This is a genomic window from Sphingomonas sp. PL20, from assembly GCF_017875905.1.
Taxonomy (GTDB): domain Bacteria; phylum Pseudomonadota; class Alphaproteobacteria; order Sphingomonadales; family Sphingomonadaceae; genus Sphingomonas; species Sphingomonas echinoides.
The window spans coordinates 2,005,003-2,025,549 of the sequence record NZ_JAGINH010000002.1; the positions used below are offsets into that span (position 1 = coordinate 2,005,003).

The 20,547-nt window shown below is 63.9% G+C and carries 30 protein-coding genes; 19 read left to right on the forward strand and 11 right to left on the reverse strand.

Going from position 1 to position 20,547, the window contains the following annotated elements; all coding sequences use genetic code 11:
* Positions 1-27 precede the first annotated feature (27 nt).
* The gene (locus H4W01_RS09185; protein ID WP_334685212.1) at positions 28-846 is read left to right on the forward strand and encodes an alpha/beta hydrolase; all 819 of its coding nucleotides are present in this window, start codon (positions 28-30) and stop codon (positions 844-846) included.
* A gap of 83 nt (positions 847-929) precedes the next feature.
* Positions 930-2,168: a hypothetical protein gene (locus H4W01_RS09190; RefSeq protein WP_209610776.1), complete on the forward strand. Its 1,239-nt coding sequence runs from the start codon at positions 930-932 to the stop codon at positions 2,166-2,168.
* A gap of 82 nt (positions 2,169-2,250) precedes the next feature.
* On the opposite strand, the gene rplS is transcribed toward H4W01_RS09190, so the two are convergent.
* Positions 2,251-2,640, reverse strand: coding sequence for a 50S ribosomal protein L19 (gene rplS / locus H4W01_RS09195; RefSeq protein WP_209610777.1), 390 nt, complete (start codon positions 2,638-2,640; stop codon positions 2,251-2,253).
* 1 nt (position 2,641) lies between these two features.
* A complete protein-coding gene (gene trmD, locus H4W01_RS09200) occupies positions 2,642-3,373 on the reverse strand; it encodes a tRNA (guanosine(37)-N1)-methyltransferase TrmD (RefSeq protein WP_209610778.1) in 732 nt (243 codons plus the stop codon).
* Positions 3,374-3,412: 39 nt separating this feature from the next.
* On the opposite strand from trmD, the gene H4W01_RS09205 reads away from it, so the two are divergent.
* A complete protein-coding gene (locus H4W01_RS09205; protein WP_209610779.1) occupies positions 3,413-4,318 on the forward strand; it encodes an NAD(P)/FAD-dependent oxidoreductase in 906 nt (301 codons plus the stop codon).
* Here H4W01_RS09205 and H4W01_RS09210 read toward each other — a convergent pair.
* From H4W01_RS09210 to ffh, 5 genes are read right to left on the reverse strand one after another with little or no spacing between them, the layout of a single operon-like run.
* Positions 4,308-4,694, reverse strand: coding sequence for a type II toxin-antitoxin system VapC family toxin (locus H4W01_RS09210; protein WP_209610780.1), 387 nt, complete (start codon positions 4,692-4,694; stop codon positions 4,308-4,310). The genes H4W01_RS09205 and H4W01_RS09210 overlap by 11 nt on opposite strands.
* A complete protein-coding gene (locus tag H4W01_RS09215; RefSeq protein WP_209610781.1) occupies positions 4,691-4,966 on the reverse strand; it encodes an AbrB/MazE/SpoVT family DNA-binding domain-containing protein in 276 nt (91 codons plus the stop codon). The genes H4W01_RS09210 and H4W01_RS09215 overlap by 4 nt, the downstream gene beginning before the upstream one ends.
* Before the next feature lie 30 nt (positions 4,967-4,996).
* Positions 4,997-5,473, reverse strand: a complete 477-nt coding sequence (gene rimM, locus H4W01_RS09220) for a ribosome maturation factor RimM (protein ID WP_010402887.1) — start codon at positions 5,471-5,473, stop codon at positions 4,997-4,999.
* A complete protein-coding gene (gene rpsP, locus H4W01_RS09225; protein WP_209610782.1) occupies positions 5,473-5,988 on the reverse strand; it encodes a 30S ribosomal protein S16 in 516 nt (171 codons plus the stop codon). The genes rimM and rpsP overlap by 1 nt, the downstream gene beginning before the upstream one ends.
* A 41-nt stretch (positions 5,989-6,029) precedes the next feature.
* Positions 6,030-7,511: a signal recognition particle protein gene (gene ffh, locus H4W01_RS09230; protein ID WP_010402891.1), complete on the reverse strand. Its 1,482-nt coding sequence runs from the start codon at positions 7,509-7,511 to the stop codon at positions 6,030-6,032.
* 233 nt (positions 7,512-7,744) lie between these two features.
* On the opposite strand from ffh, the gene H4W01_RS09235 reads away from it, so the two are divergent.
* The 4 genes from H4W01_RS09235 to H4W01_RS09250 all read left to right on the forward strand — a co-directional run bounded on the left by H4W01_RS09235 (position 7,745) and on the right by H4W01_RS09250 (position 12,330).
* Positions 7,745-9,385, forward strand: coding sequence for a putative bifunctional diguanylate cyclase/phosphodiesterase (locus H4W01_RS09235; protein ID WP_209610783.1), 1,641 nt, complete (start codon positions 7,745-7,747; stop codon positions 9,383-9,385).
* A 67-nt stretch (positions 9,386-9,452) separates the two neighbouring features.
* Positions 9,453-10,790, forward strand: a complete 1,338-nt coding sequence (mtaB, locus tag H4W01_RS09240) for a tRNA (N(6)-L-threonylcarbamoyladenosine(37)-C(2))-methylthiotransferase MtaB (protein ID WP_209610784.1) — start codon at positions 9,453-9,455, stop codon at positions 10,788-10,790.
* Positions 10,787-11,713 carry a signal recognition particle-docking protein FtsY gene (gene ftsY, locus H4W01_RS09245; RefSeq protein ID WP_033963804.1) on the forward strand — a complete coding sequence of 309 codons (927 nt, stop codon included), beginning with the start codon at positions 10,787-10,789 and terminating at the stop codon, positions 11,711-11,713. Before mtaB ends, ftsY begins: the two co-directional genes overlap by 4 nt.
* The gene (locus H4W01_RS09250; protein WP_209610785.1) at positions 11,710-12,330 is read left to right on the forward strand and encodes an inner membrane-spanning protein YciB; all 621 of its coding nucleotides are present in this window, start codon (positions 11,710-11,712) and stop codon (positions 12,328-12,330) included. Before ftsY ends, H4W01_RS09250 begins: the two co-directional genes overlap by 4 nt.
* Before the next feature lie 452 nt (positions 12,331-12,782).
* Here H4W01_RS09250 and H4W01_RS09255 read toward each other — a convergent pair whose 3' ends face one another.
* Both H4W01_RS09255 and pspF read right to left on the reverse strand, forming a co-directional pair.
* The gene (locus H4W01_RS09255; protein WP_209610786.1) at positions 12,783-13,388 is read right to left on the reverse strand and encodes a superoxide dismutase; all 606 of its coding nucleotides are present in this window, start codon (positions 13,386-13,388) and stop codon (positions 12,783-12,785) included.
* A gap of 67 nt (positions 13,389-13,455) precedes the next feature.
* Positions 13,456-14,496, reverse strand: a complete 1,041-nt coding sequence (pspF, locus tag H4W01_RS09260) for a phage shock protein operon transcriptional activator (protein WP_209610787.1) — start codon at positions 14,494-14,496, stop codon at positions 13,456-13,458.
* Between the two features lie 162 nt (positions 14,497-14,658).
* Between pspF and H4W01_RS09265 the strand changes: the two genes are divergently transcribed.
* From H4W01_RS09265 to H4W01_RS09315, 11 genes are all read left to right on the forward strand, one after another.
* Positions 14,659-14,808: a hypothetical protein gene (locus H4W01_RS09265; protein WP_154651262.1), complete on the forward strand. Its 150-nt coding sequence runs from the start codon at positions 14,659-14,661 to the stop codon at positions 14,806-14,808.
* 82 nt (positions 14,809-14,890) lie between these two features.
* Complete coding sequence (gene pspA / locus H4W01_RS09270; RefSeq protein WP_010402904.1) at positions 14,891-15,559, forward strand: phage shock protein PspA; 669 nt, start codon at positions 14,891-14,893, stop codon at positions 15,557-15,559.
* Position 15,560: 1 nt separating this feature from the next.
* Entirely contained in the window at positions 15,561-15,836 is a 276-nt protein-coding gene (gene pspB / locus H4W01_RS09275; RefSeq protein ID WP_010402905.1) for an envelope stress response membrane protein PspB, read from the forward strand.
* A gap of 1 nt (position 15,837) precedes the next feature.
* Positions 15,838-16,215: an envelope stress response membrane protein PspC gene (gene pspC / locus H4W01_RS09280; protein ID WP_010402906.1), complete on the forward strand. Its 378-nt coding sequence runs from the start codon at positions 15,838-15,840 to the stop codon at positions 16,213-16,215.
* Positions 16,216-16,245: 30 nt separating this feature from the next.
* Positions 16,246-16,542 (forward strand): hypothetical protein, encoded by a 297-nt coding sequence (locus H4W01_RS09285; protein ID WP_209610788.1) that lies wholly within the window; start codon positions 16,246-16,248, stop codon positions 16,540-16,542.
* A 30-nt stretch (positions 16,543-16,572) separates the two neighbouring features.
* Complete coding sequence (locus H4W01_RS09290; protein ID WP_209610789.1) at positions 16,573-16,881, forward strand: hypothetical protein; 309 nt, start codon at positions 16,573-16,575, stop codon at positions 16,879-16,881.
* A 16-nt stretch (positions 16,882-16,897) separates the two neighbouring features.
* Positions 16,898-17,176, forward strand: coding sequence for a hypothetical protein (locus tag H4W01_RS09295; protein WP_010402909.1), 279 nt, complete (start codon positions 16,898-16,900; stop codon positions 17,174-17,176).
* 28 nt (positions 17,177-17,204) lie between these two features.
* The gene (locus H4W01_RS09300; RefSeq protein ID WP_209610790.1) at positions 17,205-17,477 is read left to right on the forward strand and encodes a hypothetical protein; all 273 of its coding nucleotides are present in this window, start codon (positions 17,205-17,207) and stop codon (positions 17,475-17,477) included.
* A gap of 197 nt (positions 17,478-17,674) precedes the next feature.
* Positions 17,675-17,944 (forward strand): hypothetical protein, encoded by a 270-nt coding sequence (locus H4W01_RS09305; RefSeq protein ID WP_209610791.1) that lies wholly within the window; start codon positions 17,675-17,677, stop codon positions 17,942-17,944.
* 26 nt (positions 17,945-17,970) lie between these two features.
* Positions 17,971-18,213 (forward strand): hypothetical protein, encoded by a 243-nt coding sequence (locus tag H4W01_RS09310; RefSeq protein ID WP_029622352.1) that lies wholly within the window; start codon positions 17,971-17,973, stop codon positions 18,211-18,213.
* Between the two features lie 165 nt (positions 18,214-18,378).
* Entirely contained in the window at positions 18,379-18,789 is a 411-nt protein-coding gene (locus tag H4W01_RS09315; RefSeq protein WP_209613302.1) for a SufE family protein, read from the forward strand.
* Here H4W01_RS09315 and H4W01_RS09320 read toward each other — a convergent pair.
* A complete protein-coding gene (locus H4W01_RS09320) occupies positions 18,774-19,436 on the reverse strand; it encodes a TetR/AcrR family transcriptional regulator (RefSeq protein ID WP_334685213.1) in 663 nt (220 codons plus the stop codon). The genes H4W01_RS09315 and H4W01_RS09320 overlap by 16 nt on opposite strands.
* Before the next feature lie 19 nt (positions 19,437-19,455).
* Here H4W01_RS09320 and H4W01_RS09325 point away from each other — a divergent pair, with 19 nt between their 5' ends.
* Positions 19,456-19,848 carry a darcynin family protein gene (locus H4W01_RS09325; protein ID WP_209610792.1) on the forward strand — a complete coding sequence of 131 codons (393 nt, stop codon included), beginning with the start codon at positions 19,456-19,458 and terminating at the stop codon, positions 19,846-19,848.
* Between the two features lie 69 nt (positions 19,849-19,917).
* Here the strand turns inward: H4W01_RS09325 and H4W01_RS09330 are convergent, their stop codons facing one another.
* Positions 19,918-20,547: a LysE family translocator gene (locus H4W01_RS09330; RefSeq protein ID WP_209610793.1), complete on the reverse strand. Its 630-nt coding sequence runs from the start codon at positions 20,545-20,547 to the stop codon at positions 19,918-19,920.

Consider the following 20,547-nt stretch of genomic DNA (forward strand, 5'->3'; position numbering starts at 1 on the left):
GCACAGAGAGGCTTCGCGGCGATCGTTTTGACGATCCTGCTTCTCGCGGGGGCGACCCCGGTGCTGAGCCAATCGATCCACGACCGCATCTATCCAGCGCCGACCACGCCGATCGCGACCGCTGCCCTCCCCGCTGGGGCCGAGCGCGTCGCCGTCCACACCAGTGACGGCCTGTCGATCACGGGTGCCGCAATCGCCGCCGCGCCGGGCAAGCCGACGCTGCTGGTGTTCCACGGCAATGGCTCCAGCGCGATGAGCACGCTCGACTGGTTCGCCCCCGCCATCGCCAAGGGCTATGGCGTGGTGGCGGCGGAATATCGCGGCTATTCGGGCAATCCCGGCCGCGCCGACGAAGCCGGGCTCGCGCACGATGCAGATGCTTTCTATGCCGAGGCTCGGCGACGTGCCGGCGGCGGGCGGGTGATCGTGGTTGGTCACAGCCTTGGCGGCGGCGTCGCCTTCGGCCTCGCATCGCGCCAAAAGCTCGATGCGCTGGTGACGATCGGCACCTTCACCAGCCTGCGTGCGATGGTGCCAAAGATCGCCCGCGCGTTTGTCAGCGACCGATATGACAATCTCGCCACCGTGCCGACACTGGATGAGCCCTATTTCCTGATCCACGGCCTCGCCGATGACACCGTGCCTGCGGCGATGGGACAGGAACTGCACAAGGCGGCTTACGCGGCGAAGCGCACGGGGTTCAGCCTCGTGATCCAGGGGGCCAACCATCATCCCGATGGCGCGTTGCTGGCCGCGATCCTGGAAATGATCGTCGCGCATCTCGATCATCCCGATGCGGCACCGCTGGCCTTGCCGGATACGGTGAAGATGTACGGCTTTGGTTGAGCTGATCGCCGCGATCGTCGGCACCCTATCTTGACTGTCCTCCGAATGTCGTCAGTCTCCCTCGCTCTGATTGGGAGCGGACAATGGCAGGAAATCGGTTCGTTTTTATAGCCTTGTCCCCGCTGCTCCTCGGCGCGCAGAGTCCACCCCAATCGCCCGCAATCGATGCCGCAGATACGGCTTTGTCCAAAGGGCGTTATCTCGAAGCTAGTGACGCCTTGGCCGCCGCAGCCTTTGGCCCTGACGGCAAAGTCCGTGACGACTTCGCCTTCCAGATGTGGGAACAGATCAGCCCAACCATAACGAACGAACTCGACCCAGCCGTACTGGCCCGCGCAGAACCTGGCTCACCTCCCGACCCCAGTTGGGCGACGCGCGTAGCAGCGGCCACTCCACACGATGCGATTGAAGAGATCGTCCGACGCGCGCGCGACACCAGCATCGTTATCTTGAATGAAGCCCATAATAGTCCCCGAGATCGTGCCTTTGCTTTGCAAGTGGCGCGTGCGTTAAAACCACTCGGTTACTCGATCCTGGCCGCAGAAACGTTTGATAACGATCCGGCGGAACCCGGCCACGCCTCGATGATCGACAAGCTCAGGCAGGACGGTTTTGTCCGGATCAGCACCGGCTATTACACGCGAGACCCTGTTTTTGCGGGCTTTGTGCGCGAAGCAATGGCGTTAGGGTATCGCCCCGTTGGCTATGAAGAAACCAGCAAACAGCGCCCGAAAGAGGGTGGCATTGCCCCGCGCGAGAAAGCGCAAGCCGAGAATCTAGCAGCAGTGCTTGCGGCTCAACCGACGGAGAAAACGCTGGTTTATGTCGGTTATAGTCACGTCGCCGAAGCTCCGCTTCAGTCCCATACAGGCAAGATCGACTGGATGGCGACCCGCCTGAAACGGCTGACCGGCATTGATCCCCTTACCATTGACCAGACGACCTTAACCGATCTCTCGCCGCACGAACGCCCGGCTTACGCCACTGCCTCGGCGCGTATCGGGAACCGACCGAGCGTTTTCCTCGAGGGCAGCAATCCGCTCATTCTCGGCACCTATGCGGGTGCGGTTGACCTGCAAGTGGTCCACCCGGCCAGAGCGTATCGCTACGGACGTCCCCAATGGCTGGTCGAAATGGGCGGCAATCCACTCGCAATCCCGAAAGAACTGGTGCCGACCTCGGGGCGTCGCCTGATCCAGGTTTTTGCCGCAGATGCGCCGCCGGATGCCGTCCCGCTCGACCAAGTTGTGGTACAGGCGGGTGCCCCCTTGCCGATGCTGTTCGCGCCCGCCGTACCGGTGCGCTTTGCCATCGGTTCATAGCAAGCCGCTTTGGCACAAACAAAAAGGGCGCGGGGGCCAAAGCCCCCGCGCCCTCCTGTTAGCCTGATGGCCAGCCGTCCGATTACTCGGCAGCGGCGCCCTTGGCCGGACGGGTGTCGCGGCGCTCGGCGATGCGTGCCGACTTGCCGGTACGACCACGCAGATAATAGAGCTTCGCACGACGCACCGCGCCCTTGCGGACGACTTCGATGCTGTCGACGTTGGGCGAATAGAGCGGGAAAACGCGCTCCACGCCTTCACCGAACGAAATCTTCCGCACGGTGAAGTTCGAGCCCATGCCCTTGTTGGAACGCGCGATGCACACGCCTTCATAATTCTGAACGCGGGTGCGCTCGCCTTCGACCACCTTCACGCCGACCTTGAGCGTATCGCCAGGGCGGAATTCGGGGATCTTCTTGGTCTCGAGAAACTTGGCAATGTTCTCGGCTTCGATCGTCTGGATGAGATTCATCTCATGCGTCCTTGTCTGTCTGTCGCGCGCCAGAGGGCGACTGGACCCGAGCACCCTCATGGCGCTCCCACAGGTCCGGCCGCCTTAGCCGTGTTTCGGTCTCGGCCATCGACTTGCGCCATGCCGAAATCCTCGCATGATCCCCCGATCGCAACACTTCGGGGATCGTGCGCCCTTCCCATTCAAATGGTCGGGTATATTGCGGATATTCGAGAAGCCCCGTTTCGAAGCTCTCGTCCACGCCGCTATAAGCCGCGCCCATTACGCCGGGGAGCAGCCGAATGCAAGCGTCGAGCAGCACCAGCGCCCCCATCTCGCCGCCCGACAGAATGTAATCCCCGATCGACACTTCCTCGATGTCGCGCGCGGCGAAGATGCGCTCGTCAAACCCCTCGAAGCGGCCGCACAGGATGGTGACGCCTGGCCCCTCCGCCAGGCTGCGCACGCGGGCCTGGGTGAGCGGGGCGCCGCGCGGCGTCATGGCGAGCAGCGGACGTCCGGTCGGCACGCTGTCGATCGCGGCCGCCAGCACATCAGGGCGCAGCACCATCCCGGCCCCGCCGCCCGCCGGGGTTCCGTCGACGGTGCTGTGCTTGTCGGTCGCGAAATCGCGGATGTTGCGCGCGTCGAGGCTCCATCGCCCCTCGGCCAGCGCCCGCCCGGCAAGAGAAATGCCGAGCGGCCCGGGAAACATGTCGGGGTAAAGCGTTAAGACGGTGGCGGCGAACGGCATTGGGCTCCTTCCCCCGCCCGCCTCCGAAAGGCAAGACGCGTGGACGACTGCATCATCATCGGCGCTGGCCCGGCCGGGCTCACCGCCGCCATCTATCTCGCGCGCTTCCATTTGCGCATCCGCTTGTTCGATTGTGGCAGCAGCCGCGCCGCGTTGATCCCGCGCACGCATAATCATGCCGGTTATCCCGGCGGGGTGAAAGGCACGGAATTGCTGCGCTTGATGCTGGAGCAAGCCCAGGAATTCGGCGCGACGCGCGAACAGGCGGACGTCACCGAAATCATTCCAACAGGCGACACGTTCGACGTGCGTGTGGGTGACAGACGCTATCCGACCCGCTCTGTCCTGCTGGCAACCGGCGTGGTCAACAACCGGCCAGACATGGCCGCGGAGGTGCATGACGAAGCGCTCTCGCGCGGGCTGCTGCGCTATTGCCCGATCTGCGACGGCTATGAAGTCACCGACAAACGGGTCGGCGTAATCGGCACCGGCGACCACGGAATGAAGGAAGCGCTGTTCCTGCGCGGCTTCACCCGCGATGTTACTTTGATCGCACCCGGTGCCGCGCATGAGCTCGACGCGTCCTGCCGCGCCAAACTGGAAGACGCGGGCATCGTTCATGTCGACGGCCCCTGCACGCCGATCCGCATTGCCGGGGACGCGATCGAGGTGACCACGCCCAGTGGCGCGCTGCGCTTCGACAGCGTCTATCCAGCGCTGGGATCAACGATCCGCTCCAGCCTCGCGGTTGCAGCCGGCGCGCGGGCGACCGCCGATGGCTGCCTCGAAGTCGACGATCATCAGCGCACTACGATCCCGGGCCTGTTCGCCGCGGGCGATGTCGTGAAGGGGCTGGACCAAATCAGCCATGCGATGGGCGAAGCCGGAGTCGCGGCCACCACCATTCGCAACTTGATCGACGAACGAAGCCCGATCAGGCGCTGACCGACCAGTTTTCCACGCGCAGGCCCGGCACATCGGCGAAATCGGCTTCGTTATTGGTGACAATCGTCGCGCCGAGGCTCAGCGCATGCGCGGCGAGCAAACGGTCAAAGCGGGCGCGTTTGAAAGGCAGCCGCGCATATTCACGCGCGGCGCCGTCGTCGAACGGGATGATCGGGATCACGCGGACAAACGCATCCAGCACATCCTGCCGCGGCGGTTTGCCGTTCCAAGTGCCGAGCGCGACCTCAGCGAAACTGATCGCCGAGATCGCGACGTCGCCCGGATAGCAGGCAGCAAGACGCTGGTTAAGCAAGGAATCGGCCTCGCCGCCCATCGCGTAGATGGCGAGGTCCGAATCGATGAAATACCGCGTCACTCGCCCGACAGTGCCTTGCGTCGCGCCACGGCACTCGGCCGTTCCTCGAAATCTTCCCGGGGAGCAGGCGTGAAGCCAGGCATTTTCCCGGCAAAACCGCTAATGTCGATCGTGCGTCCGGGCGCGTCGACGGGTTCTACGCGAAACGACATCGGCGCCTCCTTGACCATGCGCACTTCGGTGCCTTCCGGAATGCCCATGCCCTTGGGCAGCCGCAACGCGACCGAATTGCCCGACTTGAATGTGGTGCCCTGATATTCGTCGTCCGGCATCGCAGCCTCCGTATACACGTTACGTATATACTAAACCACAAACGCCGCGTCAACCACCAGTCGTTCCGCATTCCAATCGGGCACCGCATCGGCGTTCATCGGGACCATGAAGCGCTTCTTGTCGGGCCGTTCGACTTCGATGACGTCGCCCGCGCCGAAATCATCGATCGCGACGACCTGCCCCAGCGCCTCGCCTTCCAGCGAGACGACAGGCAGGCCCAACAGATCGGCATGATAATATTCGCCCGGCTCCAGCGGCGGCAACGCCGAGCGCGGTACGGTCAGTTCGGTGCCGCGCAATGCCTCGGCGGCGTTGCGATCGGTCACTTCGGCAATGCGCGCAATCGCGCCATTGCTGCCGTGGCGCACCGACTTGAGCGTCAGTGCGCCGCCATTGAACACCTTGTAGCTGCTCAGATCCTCGGTGAAGACCTTGAGACGGACTTCCCCCGTCACACCGTGCGCGCCGATGATGACGGCGAGCGTGACGGGGGAATCGGGTCGCATCAGCCGTTCGCCGGGGTTTCTTCAGCGGTCGCCTCGGCGACGGCTTCGGCTTCCGGGGTCGGGGTTTCGGTTGCGGCTTCTACCTCAGCGGCCATGACAGCTTCGGCTTCAGCAACTGCGGCAGCGGCCTTAGCTTCTTCCTCAGCGGCGGCAGCAGCGACCTTCGCGGCCTCAGCATCGTCCAGCTTCTTCTGGCGCTCTTCCAGACGCTCCGTCGCCTTTTCGCCGGGCTTGCCCTTGTTCGGGTTGTTGCGGGCTGCACGCTCGCGCACGCCGGTCACGTCGAGGAAACGCGCAACGCGGTCGGTCGGCTGCGCGCCGACGCCCAGCCAATAGTTTGCACGCTCGGTGTCGAGCACGATGCGCTTCTCGTCATCCTTGGCGAGCAACGGGTTGTAGGTGCCGATCTTCTCGATGAACTTGCCGTCGCGCGGGTTGCGCGCATCGGCAACGACGATGCGATAGTAAGGGCGCTTCTTGGAACCACCGCGCGAGAGACGAATGCTGACTGCCATTTTCTGTACCTTCTTCTTTTAATACGTTGATTGGGTTAAACTTATTTCTTCTTGAGCAAATTCTCGAAGCCCGGTGGAAGCTTGGTCTGGCCGCCGCCGAGGCCGGGAAGGCCACCGCCGCCGCCACTGAGCATCTTGGCCGGATCGATCCCGCCGCCCAGCGCGCCGCCAAGTCCCCCAAGACCGCCGCCACCGCCGAACATCTTGGCCATGCCGGCCAGGCCGCCCATCTTTTTGATCTTCTTCATGGCATTCGCCATTTCCTGATGCATCTTGATGAGCTTGTTGACGTCCTGCACCGTGGTGCCGGATCCCTTGGCGATGCGGATCTTGCGCTTGGCGTTGAGCAATTCGGGCTTGCGGCGTTCCTTGGGCGTCATCGAGGTGATGATCGCATCCATCCGTACCAGCACCTTTTCGCCGCCGACCTGGTCGACTTGCGCCTGTGCCTTCTTCATGCCGGGGATCATGCCCGCCAGCGCGCCGATGCCGCCCATACGCTGCATCTGCGCAAGCTGCGCGCGCAGATCGTCCATGTCGAACAGGCCCTTGGCGAGCTTGGCCGCCATCTTCTCGGCATCTTCGACCTGGATCGCCTCGGCCGCGCGCTCGACCAGGCCGACCACGTCGCCCATGCCGAGGATGCGCCCAGCGACGCGCTTCGGATCAAACGCCTCCAGCGCATCGAGCTTTTCGCCCATGCCCGCGAACTTGATCGGCTTGCCGGTGACGGCGCGCATCGACAGTGCCGCACCGCCGCGCGCATCGCCGTCCATACGAGTCAGCACGACACCGGTCAGCGCGACCTGATCGGAGAAATTCTTGGCGACGTTGACCGCGTCCTGACCGGTCAACGCATCGACCACCAGCAGGATCTCGGTCGGCTTGGTCACCTCGGCGACCGCGCGCATTTCGTCCATCAGCGCCTGATCGACGTGCAGGCGACCGGCGGTATCGAGCATCAGGACATCATAGCCCTGCAGCTTCGCCGCCTGCAGTGCGCGCCGTGCGATATCGACCGGCTGCTGCCCGGCGACGATCGGCAGGGTCGCAACCTCGGCCTGCGTGCCGAGCACCGCCAACTGCTCCTGCGCATTCGGGCGGTTGACGTCGAGCGACGCCATCAACACCTTCTTGCCCTGCTTCTTGGCGAGGCGCAGCGCGATCTTCGCGGTCGTCGTGGTCTTGCCCGAGCCTTGCAGACCGACCATCATCACGATCGCAGGCGGCGTCACATCGAGTTCGAGATCCGACGCTTCGGACCCGAGCATTTCGACCAGCGCGTCGTTGACGATCTTGACGACTTGCTGGCCCGGCGTGACCGAACGCAGCACGTTCTGGCCGACCGCCTGTTCGGTCACCTTGTCGACGAAATCGCGCGCCACCGGCAGCGCGACGTCGGCTTCGAGCAACGCCACGCGCACTTCGCGCATCGCCGCGCGCACGTCGGCATCGGTGAGCGCACCGCGCCCCCGCAACCGATCGAACACACCGCCAAGACGGTCGCTCAGGCTCTCGAACATCCGAAAAAACCCTTCTCAAAAGTCGCTTTTGCCCAGTAACGCAAAGAACGCCGGCGGACGAAACCTCGTCGGCCGGCGTAGCCCCGTGGGGCAGCCTTCACGCACCTGAACAGGAGCGATCGAGCGTGCCTCTACCGCAACACAAGCAATTGCGCAACCATCCGGCTTAACACGATCTACACGGCTGGCGTGGGATGGACACCAACCGGGAAAGCGTTGGGGCGAAAGACAGCATGATGGCCGAGTCGAGGATTGGCGAAACGATCGAGCAAGGCACGCGCGCGCCCGCCGAACGCAGCGATATCCTGAACGGCGCAATCACCGTGGCGGCGATCCTGTTGTTCGTCGGCACCGGCAGCGCAGCGCTATCATCGACGATCCAACGCTATTTCAACGATGGCCCCGGCCCCGACCAAACGCTCGTCATCGCCTTGCTGCTCAACGTCGCGCTGATTCTGTTCGGCTGGCGCCGCCATCGCGAGTTGGCGCATGAAGTGCAGATACGGACCGCCGCCGAGGAACGTGCACAATTGCTCGCCTCCAAGGATCCGCTGACCGGCTTCCTCAACCGCCGCAGCTTGGCCGAGGAAGGGGCGGCCATGTTCGTCCGGGCGCAGGCGCGCCACAAGGCGATGGCGTTGCTCATGCTCGACCTCGACCATTTCAAGACCGTCAACGACATGCACGGCCACGCGACTGGCGATGCCCTGCTGCAGCAAGTCGCCGTGCAAATTGCCGAAGCGATGCCAAGCGTCGCGCTGACCGCACGCTTCGGCGGCGACGAATTCGCTTGCGCCTTCCTGTTCGACCCCACCGACCCATCCACTGTCGAGCGTATCGCCGAGAAGCTCGTCAGCCGTCTGGCGCAGCCATTTCAGGCGGGCGGGTTGCAGCTGCACATCTCGGTATCGGTCGGTATTGCGCGTTCGGACTTCGATTGCACCAGCATCGATGCGCTGATGCGCGCTGCCGATATCGCGATGTATTCGGCCAAAAATTCCGGCCGCAACCGCTTCGCCTGGTTCGACCAGTCGATGGAGCGCGAACTCCAGGTCCGCAACGATCTGGAAGTGGGCCTGCGCAGCGCCATTCCGCGTGCCGAAATCGTACCCTATTTCGAGCAGCAGATTCACCTCGCCACGGGGCGGCTGAGCGGCTTCGAAGTGCTGGCGCGGTGGGACCATCCGACGCGCGGGTTGATCGGCCCCGACGCCTTTATCCCGATCGCCGAGGAAACCGGCATGATCGCCGATCTGTCGTTGTCGGTGATGCGTCAGGCCTTTCTCGCCGCCAAGGACTGGGATGCCAGCCTGTCGCTATCGGTGAACATCTCGCCGTGGCAGTTGAAGGATGCCTGGCTCGCCCAGAAGATCATCAAGGTGCTGACCGAGACCGGTTTCCCCGCAAGTCGGCTCGAAATCGAGATTACCGAGACCTCCCTGTTCCACAATCTCGCGCTCGCGCAATCGATCGTCGGGAGTCTCAAGAATCAGGGCGTACGCCTCGCGCTCGATGATTTCGGCACCGGTTATTCGTCGCTCGCGCATTTGCGCGCGCTGCCCTTTGACCAGATCAAGATCGACAAGAGCTTCATTATGTCGATCAACGAAAATAGCGAGAGCGCAGCGATCGTCACCGCGATCACGCGGCTGGGCGAGAGCCTCAACTTGCCGATCACTGCCGAGGGCATTGAGGATGCGAGCATTGAGGAACGGTTGCGCGCGCTCGGCTGCGCCAAGGGACAGGGGTATTTTTACGGCCGGCCGACCAGCATCGCCGTTACCCGGCGGCTGTTGGCCGAGCGGCGCCTGTTGCAGGTGGTGACGGCCGATCCGGCCTTCCAACCCACAGAGGAACACCGCCGGGCCAGCTGACGTCGTCACCAACGTCGGGCGGGGCAGTGCATGGACTTCGCCCGCATCCGCTCCTAGATCGCCCGCAATGCCCGATCCCCAGATCATCAGCCTTGGCTGCCGCCTGAACATCGCCGAGAGCGAAGCGATCCGCGCGCTTACTGCGGGGCGGGATATGGTCGTCATCAACAGTTGCGCGGTCACCAACACCGCCGTCGCCGAAACGCGCAAGGCCATCCGCCGCGCCCGCGCCGACCGGCCCGGTGCCGAGATCGTCGTCACTGGGTGCGCGGCGCAAATCGACCCCGCAGCCTTTGCTGCGATGGCCGAGGTTGACCGTGTACTCGGCAATACCGAAAAACTTTCGGGCGACGCCTGGGCCGCGCCCGATCGCGTGCTGGTCGGCGATATCGCGATGGTGCGCGAAACCGCCCCCCACCTCGCCCCCGCTTTCAGCGCGCACGCCCGCGCCTTTGTCGAAGTTCAGAATGGCTGCGACCATCGCTGCACCTTCTGCGTCATCCCGCAGGGGCGCGGCAACAGCCGCTCGGTCCCGGCCGGGGCCGCGATCGATCGCATCGCCGCACTGGTCGAGGCTGGTCACCGCGAAGTGGTGCTGACCGGGGTCGATCTCACCAGTTATGGCCCCGATCTGCCCGGTGCGCCGACGCTCGGCCAATTGGTCGAACGCATTCTGCACCATGTGCCCGCGCTGGAGCGGTTGCGGCTGTCGTCGCTCGACGGGATCGAGATCGATGACCGTCTGTTCGCGCTGCTGACGCAGGAAAAGCGGATGATGCCGCATGTCCACCTCTCGCTTCAGGCGGGCAACGACCTTATCCTCAAGCGCATGAAGCGCCGCCATGACCGCGCACAGAGCGTTGCGCTGGTCGAACGGCTCAAGACCGCGCGGCCTGACATTGCGATCGGGGCAGACCTAATCGCGGGCTTCCCGACCGAGGATGATGCGATGGCCGCCGACACGCTGGCGCTGATCGACGATTGCGACGTGGTCCACGCGCACATTTTCCCCTATTCCGAACGCAGCGGCACGCCTGCCGCGCGTATGCCCGCCGTGCCGGTGCCCGTGCGCAAGGCCCGCGCAACCCGGCTGCGCGAGGCGGGTGCACGGCGCAAGGCAGCGTGGCTGCGCAGTCTGGTCGGCACGAAGCAAGACGTGCTGGTCGAACGGCCCGGCGATCGCGGGCATACGCCCGGCTTTGCCGAAGTGCGCTTCCCCCTGCCCCCCGTTCGCCCTGAGCCTGTCGAAGGGCAGGCATCACCACAAGCGGCGTTCTCCTTAGAGAGCGGTGCTTCGACAAGCTCAGCACGATCGGTGGAGGGGGCAGCACGAGCGCCGGGAAGTATATCCACCATCCATATCCTCGCCACCGACGGCAAAACCCTCACCGGAATCCCCGCATGACATCCTGGCACGAAAAACTCCTTGGCGGATTCAAACGCACCTCGGATCGGCTGATCGGCAATCTCGCCGGGCTCGGCACCGGCCCGCTCGACAAGGCGACGCTCGACGAGATTGAGGAAGCGCTGATCGCCTCCGATCTCGGCCCCGAAACCGCCGCGCGCATTCGCCAGCGCCTGTCCGTCGGCACGTTCGAGCGCGGCATGGAGGAGCTCGGCATCCGCCTGGTCGTCGCCGAGGAAATCGAGAAGGTGCTCGATACCGTTGCGACCCCGCTCGAGATCACCGGCTTCCCGCGTCCGCACGTCATCCTCGTCATCGGTGTCAACGGCTCGGGCAAGACGACGACCATCGCCAAGCTCGCGCATTGGCTGAAGGAACAGGATTACGGCGTCATGCTGGCGGCGGGCGACACCTTCCGTGCCGCCGCGATCGGCCAGCTCGCCACCTGGGCCGAGCGCGCGGGCGTGCCGATCATCAGCGGCAAGGAAGGCGGCGACGCGGCGGGCATCGTCTATGAGGCGGTAAAGCAAGCGACCGCCACCGGCATCGACGTGCTGATCGTCGACACGGCCGGCCGCCTGCAGAACAAGCGCGAATTGATGGACGAACTGTCCAAGATCCGCCGCGTGCTCGGCCGCCTCAACGTCGATTCCCCACATGACGTGCTGCTCGTGCTCGACGCCACCACCGGACAGAATGCGCTCAACCAGATCGAGGTGTTCAAGGAAAGCGCCGGGGTCACCGGCTTGGTCATGACCAAGCTCGACGGCACCGCGCGCGGCGGCATGCTGGTGGCGGCGGCGGAGAAATATGGCCTGCCGATCCACGCGATCGGGGTGGGCGAAGGCATGGGCGATCTGCGCCCGTTCGATGCGAATGAAGTTGCGCGGATCATCGCCGGCGTGGAAGGCGTGCGCAAATGACCACCACCCCCACCAAAAAAGCGCCGCTCGGTGCGGGCCAGCGCCTCGCCATCGACATCGGTCCGATCGCGATCTTCTTCCTCGTCAATTTCCTGACGCCCGGGCTCGACATGGTCAAACTGATCGCCGGGACCGCCGCGTTCATGATCGCGAGCATCGCCGCGATGATTTATTCGCTGGTCCGCGCCGGACGCATCTCGCCAATGTTATGGCTCACCGGCACGCTGGTGCTCGTGTTCGGCGGGCTGACGCTCTATTTCCACAATAAGGATTTCATCCAGATCAAGCCGACCGTCATCTACGCGATGCTGTCGGCGATCCTGGTGTTCGGGCTGGTGACCGGACGTCCGCTGCTCAGCCTGTTCCTGGAGGCGGCCTATCCCGGCCTGACCGAGACCGGCTGGCGCAAGCTAACGATCAACTGGGCGATTTTCTTCGCCGTTCTGGCGGTGCTGAATGAGATCGTCCGGCATGAATTCAGCTACAGCTTTTGGCTTGGTTTCAAGCTGTGGGGGGTCATCCCGCTGACGCTGATTTTTGCGTTTGCGAACGTGCCGATGCTGATGAAGCACGGCTTCAGCATGAACGACGAACCGCCGATTCCGCCGCAAGAATGATGCGTGCGGCGCGTCGCTTAACCCTGATGGGCTGCGCACTCACCGTCCGTTTGGGCTGAGCCTGTCGAAGCCTATGTTCGTCCTGCAACGGCGTACCGCGTGGAGCGCTGCCCTTCGACAGGCTCAGGGCGAACGGAATAACGAGCCGATTGCAGCAAATCGCGGGGGAGAGCAGGCTCTGCTCGATCCCCCGCACGATCGTGTCGCCGATGCCGGTCTTTCCGGCGGCCTACCTCTTCCGTCGTTTTTGTTCTGATGCGGCGCTACGACAGCGTGGAGCGGTATAGCAGGCGCGCAAACAAAAAAAAGGCCGGTCTCGCGACCGGCCGTGAAAGTTTTAGGAGAGGATGCCTGAAAGGCACGCTCTTTGTGCAGTGCAGCAGAGATTTACGCAACTGCAATATACGATTTTACGATTGCATATTGCGCAACTGCTCTCCGGACGTCCGCTCTCAGGCCGCGTCGAACCGCTTGCCCGCTTCGTCCCAGTTCACGACGTTCCACCACGCCTTCAGATAGCCGGGGCGATCGTTCTTGTAGGTCAGGTAATAAGCGTGTTCCCACACGTCATTGGCCAGGATCGGCGTGCCCTTGTCCTTGGCATCATCCATCAGCGGATTGTCCTGATTGGGGGTCGAGACGACCTTCAGCGCGCCGCTCGCATCCTTGATCACCCAGGCCCAGCCCGAACCGAACTGGCCAGCGCCCTTGCCGTTGAAATCTTCCTTCAGCTTGTCGAGGCCGCCATAGGCTTCGATCGCCTCGGCCAGAGCGCCCGATGGCTGGGTGGTGCCGGCCGGGGCCATGATCTTCCAGAAGAAATCATGGTTCCAGAACCCACCGCCATTGTTGCGCACCAGCGGCGGCAGCGTGGAGATGATGTCGAAAATCTCCTCGATCGTCTTGCCTTCGAGCTTCGGGTCGGCCGCAACCCCCTCGTTCAGCTTCGCGGTGTAAGCCGCGTGATGCTTGTCGTGGTGGAGGGTCATCGTCTCTTTCGAGATCGTCGGCTCCAGCGCGTCATAGGCATAGGGCAAAGGGGGAAGTTCGAAAGCCATGGGTCTTCTCCTTGAAAAGCTCGCGAGACGCTAACGTCAGGCCCAGCAAATGGGTCCGCGCGGCTCGTTACGCAACCGATTCCGCATTGGTACCCGAAATCAGCCCGTGCCGCTTCAGCGCGTGCCGCAATTGATCGTAACTGAGGCCCAACGCCTCCGCCGTGGCGCGCTGGTTGAAGCGGTTCTCGGCCAATGCCGACTGCAGCATTTCGCGCTCAAACCGCGCCAGCCGCGTTTTGTAATCCATGGGACCGCTGGCCTCGCTTGGCGGTGCCGCTGCGGCGGGCGGTGCGGTGTCTGCGACGGGTTCGGCCAGCGGTTGCACCGTTGGCGGGCGGTGTGGCGAATGGAACGGATCGAATTGGATCGCATCGATCGGCCCCTCCATCTCCCAGCGATACACGGCGCGCTCCACCACGTTGCGCAATTCGCGGACGTTGCCCGGCCATTGATAGGCCACCAACGCCGCCTGTGCCGCCTTGGTGAAGCCCGGCCAGTCGTCGCGCCCCAGTTCGGACGCCATGCGCCGCCCGAAATGCTCAGCCAGCACCAGCACATCGCCGACGCGCGCGCGCAGCGGTGGCAGCGTCACCACTTCAAAACTCAGCCGGTCGAGCAGATCGGCGCGAAACTGGTGGCGCGCGACCTTGTCGGGCAAATGCTCATTGGTCGCCGCGACGATCCGCACATCGACGCGCATCGGCCGCGACGACCCGATCCGCGTCACCTCGCCATATTCGACCGCGCGCAGCAGCCGGTCCTGCGCCGCCATCGACAGCGTGCCGAGCTCGTCGAGGAACAGCGTCCCGCGATGCGCCTCCTCGAACCGCCCTGCCCGCGCCTTGGTCGCGCCGGTGAAGGCACCCGCCTCGTGCCCGAACAGCTCGGCCTCGATCAGCGTCTCGGGCAGCGCCGCGCAGTTCATGATGACGAGCGGCTGGTCCCAGCGCGGGCTCAGGCGATGCAAACGCTCGGCCACCAGTTCCTTGCCGGTCCCGCGCTCGCCAATCACCAGCACCGGGCGGTCGAGCGCGGCCGCGCGGCTGGCGAGTTCCAGCGCATCGAGGAACGCGCCCGATTGGCCAATGACGTGGGTTGTCCGCTCCATTGCCAAGGCTTGGCGTAAAATCCCAAGGCTTGGCAAGTGCGATTTTCGTTCATCTCCCAGAAAGGCACGGAAATCCGCCATTTCTGAAACTGGCACGCTCCCTGCAAAGCTGTTGGCATCGCCCCACCGGGCACCACGATTTCAAGCTTCAGGAGACTAACAATGAACAGCGAATACAAATCGGGCAACTCGCTTCCGCAGATCCTCGTCGCCCTGGTCGCGACGGTTCTGATCGGCTCCGTCACGCTCGTCGGCACGGTTGGCCCCGCCACCGCTGCCCCCGTCCAGATCGCCGCCCAGCCCCACGGGTAAGGCGACGCCGGGGCGGTGCCCTCACATCCGCCCCGGCACACCTCTTCACACCAATACAGCGTACCCTCGAAGGAGTTACACCATGGGCATCTTCAGCCGCACCCGCGATATCATCGCCGCCAACTTTACCGACCTGCTCGACAAGGCCGAAGACCCCGCCAAGATGATCCGCATGATCATCCTGGAAATGGAGGAGACGCTGGTGGAGGTTCGCGCCTCTGCCGCGCGCACCATCGCCGACCAGAAGGAAATGCGCCGCCACATCAGCAAGCTCGGTGCGTTGCAGGAAAGCTGGACCGAAAAGGCCGAGCTCGCGCTGTCTAAGGGCCGTGAAGACCTTGCCAAGGCTGCCCTGGTCGAAAAGCAGAAGGCCGCCGACATGGCCGACCAGCTCGGCCGCGAGATCGCCGTGCTCGACGAGGCGCTGCATGCGTCGGAGGAAGACATCGCTAAGCTGACCGGCAAGCTCCGCGAAGCGCGCACCCGCCAGAATTCGATCGCGACCCGGCTCGAAAGCGCGCAGAACCGCTTCAAGCTGCGCGAAATGTACGCTGGCCCCAAGATCCAGGACGCGTTCAGCCGCTTCGAGATCATGGAACGCCGCGTCGATCTGGCCGAAGGCCGCGCCGATGTGATGGGCATGGGCCAGCCGCCCAAGACGCTCGAAGAGGAAATCGCCGAGCTCAAGTCCAGCGACAAGGTGGAAGCCGAACTCGCCGCGATGAAGGCCCGCTTCGGCAAGGAAGGCTGAGATGGAGGAAATTCTGGTCCCCATCGCCGTCTGTGGCACGCTCTTCATCGGCATGCCCTGGGTGATCCTGCACTATGTCACCAAATGGCGGCAGGCCCCCAAGATCACCAACGAGGACGAGAAGCTGCTCGATGAGCTCTACTCGCTCGCCCGCCGCCTCGAAGATCGGCTCGGCACGGTCGAACGCATCATCGCCGCCGATCATCCCGAATGGCGCGCCAGTATGCCACTCGCCGAGCCGACCCCCACCAATTACGACATCACCCGGAGGAACTGAAATGTCCGCCAGCCGCACCAAATTCTACCTCGACAAACAGAACAGCAAATGGCTGGGCGTTTGCTCGGGGATCGCCGATTACACCGGTATCGACGTCACCTGGGTTCGCGTGGGTACCGCCCTGCTGACCTTCGCCACCAGCGGATGGACGCTGCTCGCCTACATCGTCATCGCCTGTGTCGCCGAAAAGAAGCCGCTCGGCCTCTATGACAGCGCCGAGGACGCGAAGTTCTGGCAGGGTGTGCGCACCAATCCGACTCGCTCGACTGCCGAAGTCCGCAGCAAGTTCCGCGACATCGACCGCCGCCTGGCCGACATCGAAATGATGTACACCAGCCGCAACAGCCGCCTTGCCGACGAGATCGACAGCCTGCGCTGATCGGATCCGGGCACAACAGGGGACACTATCATGAGCAATTCTCTCGGACTTCTGATCCCGCTCGCGGCGATCACCGTCGGGCCGATCGCCTGGGCCTTCAACAACTGGGTCCGCGCCAAGCACGGCTACCCGATCGAAACCAAGAAGGGGCAGTTGATCAGCCGCGACGGCGAACTCAGCACCACCCGCCAGACCGAATTGCTGGTCGCCGAGAATGAGAAGCTGCACGGCCAGATCAGCCGGTTGGAGGAGCGCCTCGCCGTCCTCGAACGCATCGCCACCGATCCCGCCGAGCGTGTCTCGCGCGAAATCGACGCGCTGCGCTGAGCGCTTCGGGCTAAAAGGGGAAGATTTGCAATGTCGAGCCATCAGGTTTTCGTACTGGGGATAATGGCGATTGCCGCCTGCTACGCCCTCGTCAAAATGTCGATCCGGGCACGCCACGGCTTTGCACCGGAAAGTCGCTCCACCAGTTGGAACCCGCTCTGCACCAACGCGGGTGCCGACGACCGGCTGACCCCCGACCGCAAGACCGAGTTGCTGATTGCCGAAAACGAGAAGCTGCACGGCCAGATCAGCCGGTTGGAGGAGCGCCTCGCCGTCCTCGAACGCATCGCCACCGATCCCGCCGAGCGTGTCTCGCGCGAAATCGACGCGCTGCGCTGAAAGAAGGAGACGAGCGATGATGCCACCCGAACCCGCTTTCATCATGGGCCTGCTGACCGGCTCTTGCGGCCTGCTGACGATCCAGGCATTCGCCCGGCGCAAAGTCCGCCAGGCACTAATCGCCGCCGACCCGGCGCTGCGCCGCGAAGCCACGCTGCGCCGCGAGGAGGATGAGCGCCGGATGATCGAGGTCGACGCCCTGCGGCAGCGCCTCGCGGTGCTCGAACGGATTACGATCGACCCGGCCGTCCGCACCGCGCGCGAAATCGAACAATTGCGGATCGAAACCAACTGATCCCGCTGCTCCAACGGAGGATACCGCTATGGGCTTCCAGTTTGTCTTTCTCATCCCGATCCTCGGGATCTCCGTTGCCCTCGTCGCCGTCATCGGTGGCACCATCGTCCGCCCCTGGCTCGCCCACAAGGAGCGCCGGATGCAGCTTGAAGCCACGATGGTCGCCGAAAAGGCCGCGCAATATGCCGCGCAGACCGAACGGCTCGAACAGCGCGTCCGCGTGCTGGAACGCATCATCACCGATCGCGGTGTCGATCTCTCGCACGAAATCGAACAGCTCCGCGACACACCGCTCAACTGAACGTCACCCCTTTCCTCCCCCAATCTTCTTACTCGAGGCTATCATGATCATCTTCTTCACCGTGCTCGCCGTCATCACGGCGGGATGTTGCTGGGCGACCGAAAGCATCGACCGCCCGCGCCGCCGCCGCCTTCGCGAAACCGCCACAGACGCGGGCTGAGGCTTCCGCCACCCACGAGAAACAGGGAGTTTCTACCATGAACCCGTTTGAAATGGTCGTCGCGATCATTGTCGTCGTTACCATCGGCCGCGTGCTCCAGGCCCGCTATGGCGTGGTCCGCACCAAGCATGGCGAGGATGTCCACTTCCGCGACGATCCCGCCGCCCAAGCCGAGACGCTGCGGCTGCGCGAAGAACTGAAGGCGATGAAGGACCGCCTCGCCGTCCTCGAACGCCTCGCCACCGACAATAATGACAGCGGTGCCCGCCTCGATCGCGAGATCGAGAAGCTCCGCGACCGCCCATAATGTCCGTCTTTCCAGGAGTAGGGATGATGACCGACCCGACCTTCTACATCACCATGGCCACCGCCGGGCTCGCCGGCATCGCCATCCTCAGCGGCACAGCGCTCACCGGCTGGCGCGGGTGGCTCGCCTTCAAGCAGCAGCAGCTCCACGCCTTTGTCGAGCCCAATGCTGGACCGACGCTGCCCAATGCCAGCGCGCGGATCGAGATCGCCGATCTGAAGGAGCGCATCCGCAAGCTGGAAGCGATCGCGGCGGGCGTGGATCTGTAAAGCCGACTTTCTCTTCCCCGGCGAAGGCCGGGGCCCAGAAGCGACGGTGGAGAGGGCCAAGCGCAGCGTAAGATGGCTCCCGCTCAATACTGGGCCCCGGCCTTCGCCGGGGAAGGGAAGAGGCAACAGGTGACGAACCCGATCGCGCGAGACTATAGCGCGCTTATGCAAAGCCTCGCCGACCTCGAATCCGAATATAGCTTCCTCGAAGCCGATGACCGTTACCGTCTGCTGATCGATCTCGGTCGGGAGCTCGAAGCGATGCCAGGTCCGCTAAAAACCGACGCCACGCTGGTGCGGGGGTGTTCAGCCTCGGTCTGGGTCTATCCGATGGCGCAGGAGGATGGGACGCTCCACTTCCTCGCCGATTCGAACGCCGCGATCACCAAGGGCATCATCGCATTGGTGTTATTGACGGTGCAGGATCAGGCCCCTGCCGCCATCCTGGCAACCGATATCCCGCAGGCACTCGCGCCGTTCGACCTGAGCAAGCAACTCAGCTCCAACCGCACCCAGGGCATCCCCAACATGATCGCGCTGATCCGCGAAACGGCGGCACGCTACGCCGGCGGCTGACCCGCAGACTCTCTCGCGCCATCCAGATACCCATAAACCGCCCTGGAAACGCGCTCGACCAGGCTGGATTGGTCCAGTTCGCCACGCTCCCCGGCGGCGTCCACCATCCCCTTGACGATCGCCAGCACGTCCTGCCCGGCAACGGCTTCGTCGAACGGCAGCGACAGATCGGGGCGGATCAGCACTTCGCGCAGGATCTCGCGCAGCCGCAAGGTAACGCGCTGCGTATCTGCGTCGAACGGCAAGCGCGCTTCTTCGACATCGAGCAGACGGGCCAGCACCGGCCGCCGCAGCTGATGCGCTACCGCCGAGCGAATCAAGCCGGAGAGCGCCGCTCGCCCGGTCGGTGCGGCCAGCGCCATCTCGCAGTTGGCGATTAGCAGCGACGTTTCCCGAACGATCAACGCGCCGACGAGCGCATCCTTGCCGGGGAAATATTGATAGAGCGACCCAATGCTGACCCCGGCCCGCTCGGCCACCGCATTGGTGGTGAAGGCCCCGAGTCCGCCCTCTTCCAAAATGCGAGCCGCAGCCTCGATGATGATGCGAACCGTCTCCGCCGAACGCGCCTGTCCGGGGACTTTTCTGAGCGATGGACGCTGTTGGAGCGGCGATGGGGGCATAAGCGAAACGCGAGTACCAATCATGAGGATTTGCTCACATTTTATGCCCGTCGATCAACGACGCAAGGATGAAATGATGTCACAGCAAACACCGTTCGAACCCACCCTGACCGTGTTCATGTTGGTGAAGACCACCGCCGAATGGCTCGGCTTCACCGTGGATCGCCGCTTCCAGCTCTTGGACGAGCACGTCGCGCCCATCATCAGGAAGCACGCCGAATCCGTCTCGCTCCGCTTCTTCGATGTCGAATTCTATTCGGCCCGGGTGACCGATATCTGGATGTGGGACGCCAAGGATCACCACGCCTATCAATTGCTCGTGGAAAACTTGCGGGAAACCCCGTTCTGGGACCGCTATTTTGAGGTCGTGGAAATTCTCACCGGGGTCGAAAACGCCTACGCAAAAAACAACGATCGGGCGCCCATCTCTGCATGACGCATCACGGGAGCGGGCAGGTGCAACCCTGCCCCGCTTCCCCGCGATTTCTGGAGAGCACCGACCCGATTAAGACGGTTTGGTCTTGAGCAGCGCCAGCCCGAACCCAACGAAGATGACGCCCGTCGCGCGATTGAAGGCGCGCTTGATCGCCGGGCGGCTGAGATAGCGCGCCAGCGAACGCCCGCCGAGCGCGTAAACCGCGTACCAGAACGACTCCACCACCGCGAAGGTCGCCACCAGGATCGCGAATTGCGGCGCCTGCGGCTGGGTCGGCGTCACGAATTGCGGCAGGAACGCCGCTGCAAACAGGATCAGCTTGGGATTGCTGATGCCGATCGCAAAGCCACCGCGAAACAGCGCCGCCAGCGAGACCGCAGGCGGAAGCGCGCCATCGCTCACGTCGAGCGGCGCCACCTCGGTCCGCCACGCCTTGATGCCGAGGTAGATCAGATAGGCGACGCCGGCATAACGCAACAACTCGAACGCCCCCGGCAGCGCCAGCAGCAGCGTGGTCAGCCCCGCCGCCGAGGCCGACAGCACGGCCACCACCGCCACCAGACATCCCAGCATCGCCGCGACGCTACGCGTCATCCCCAGTTCGACACTGCGCGACAGGATATGCAGCATGTTAGGCCCTGGCGTGCCGGACAGCAGAAACACCGCGCCTGCGAACAACCACCAAACATGCCAGGTCAT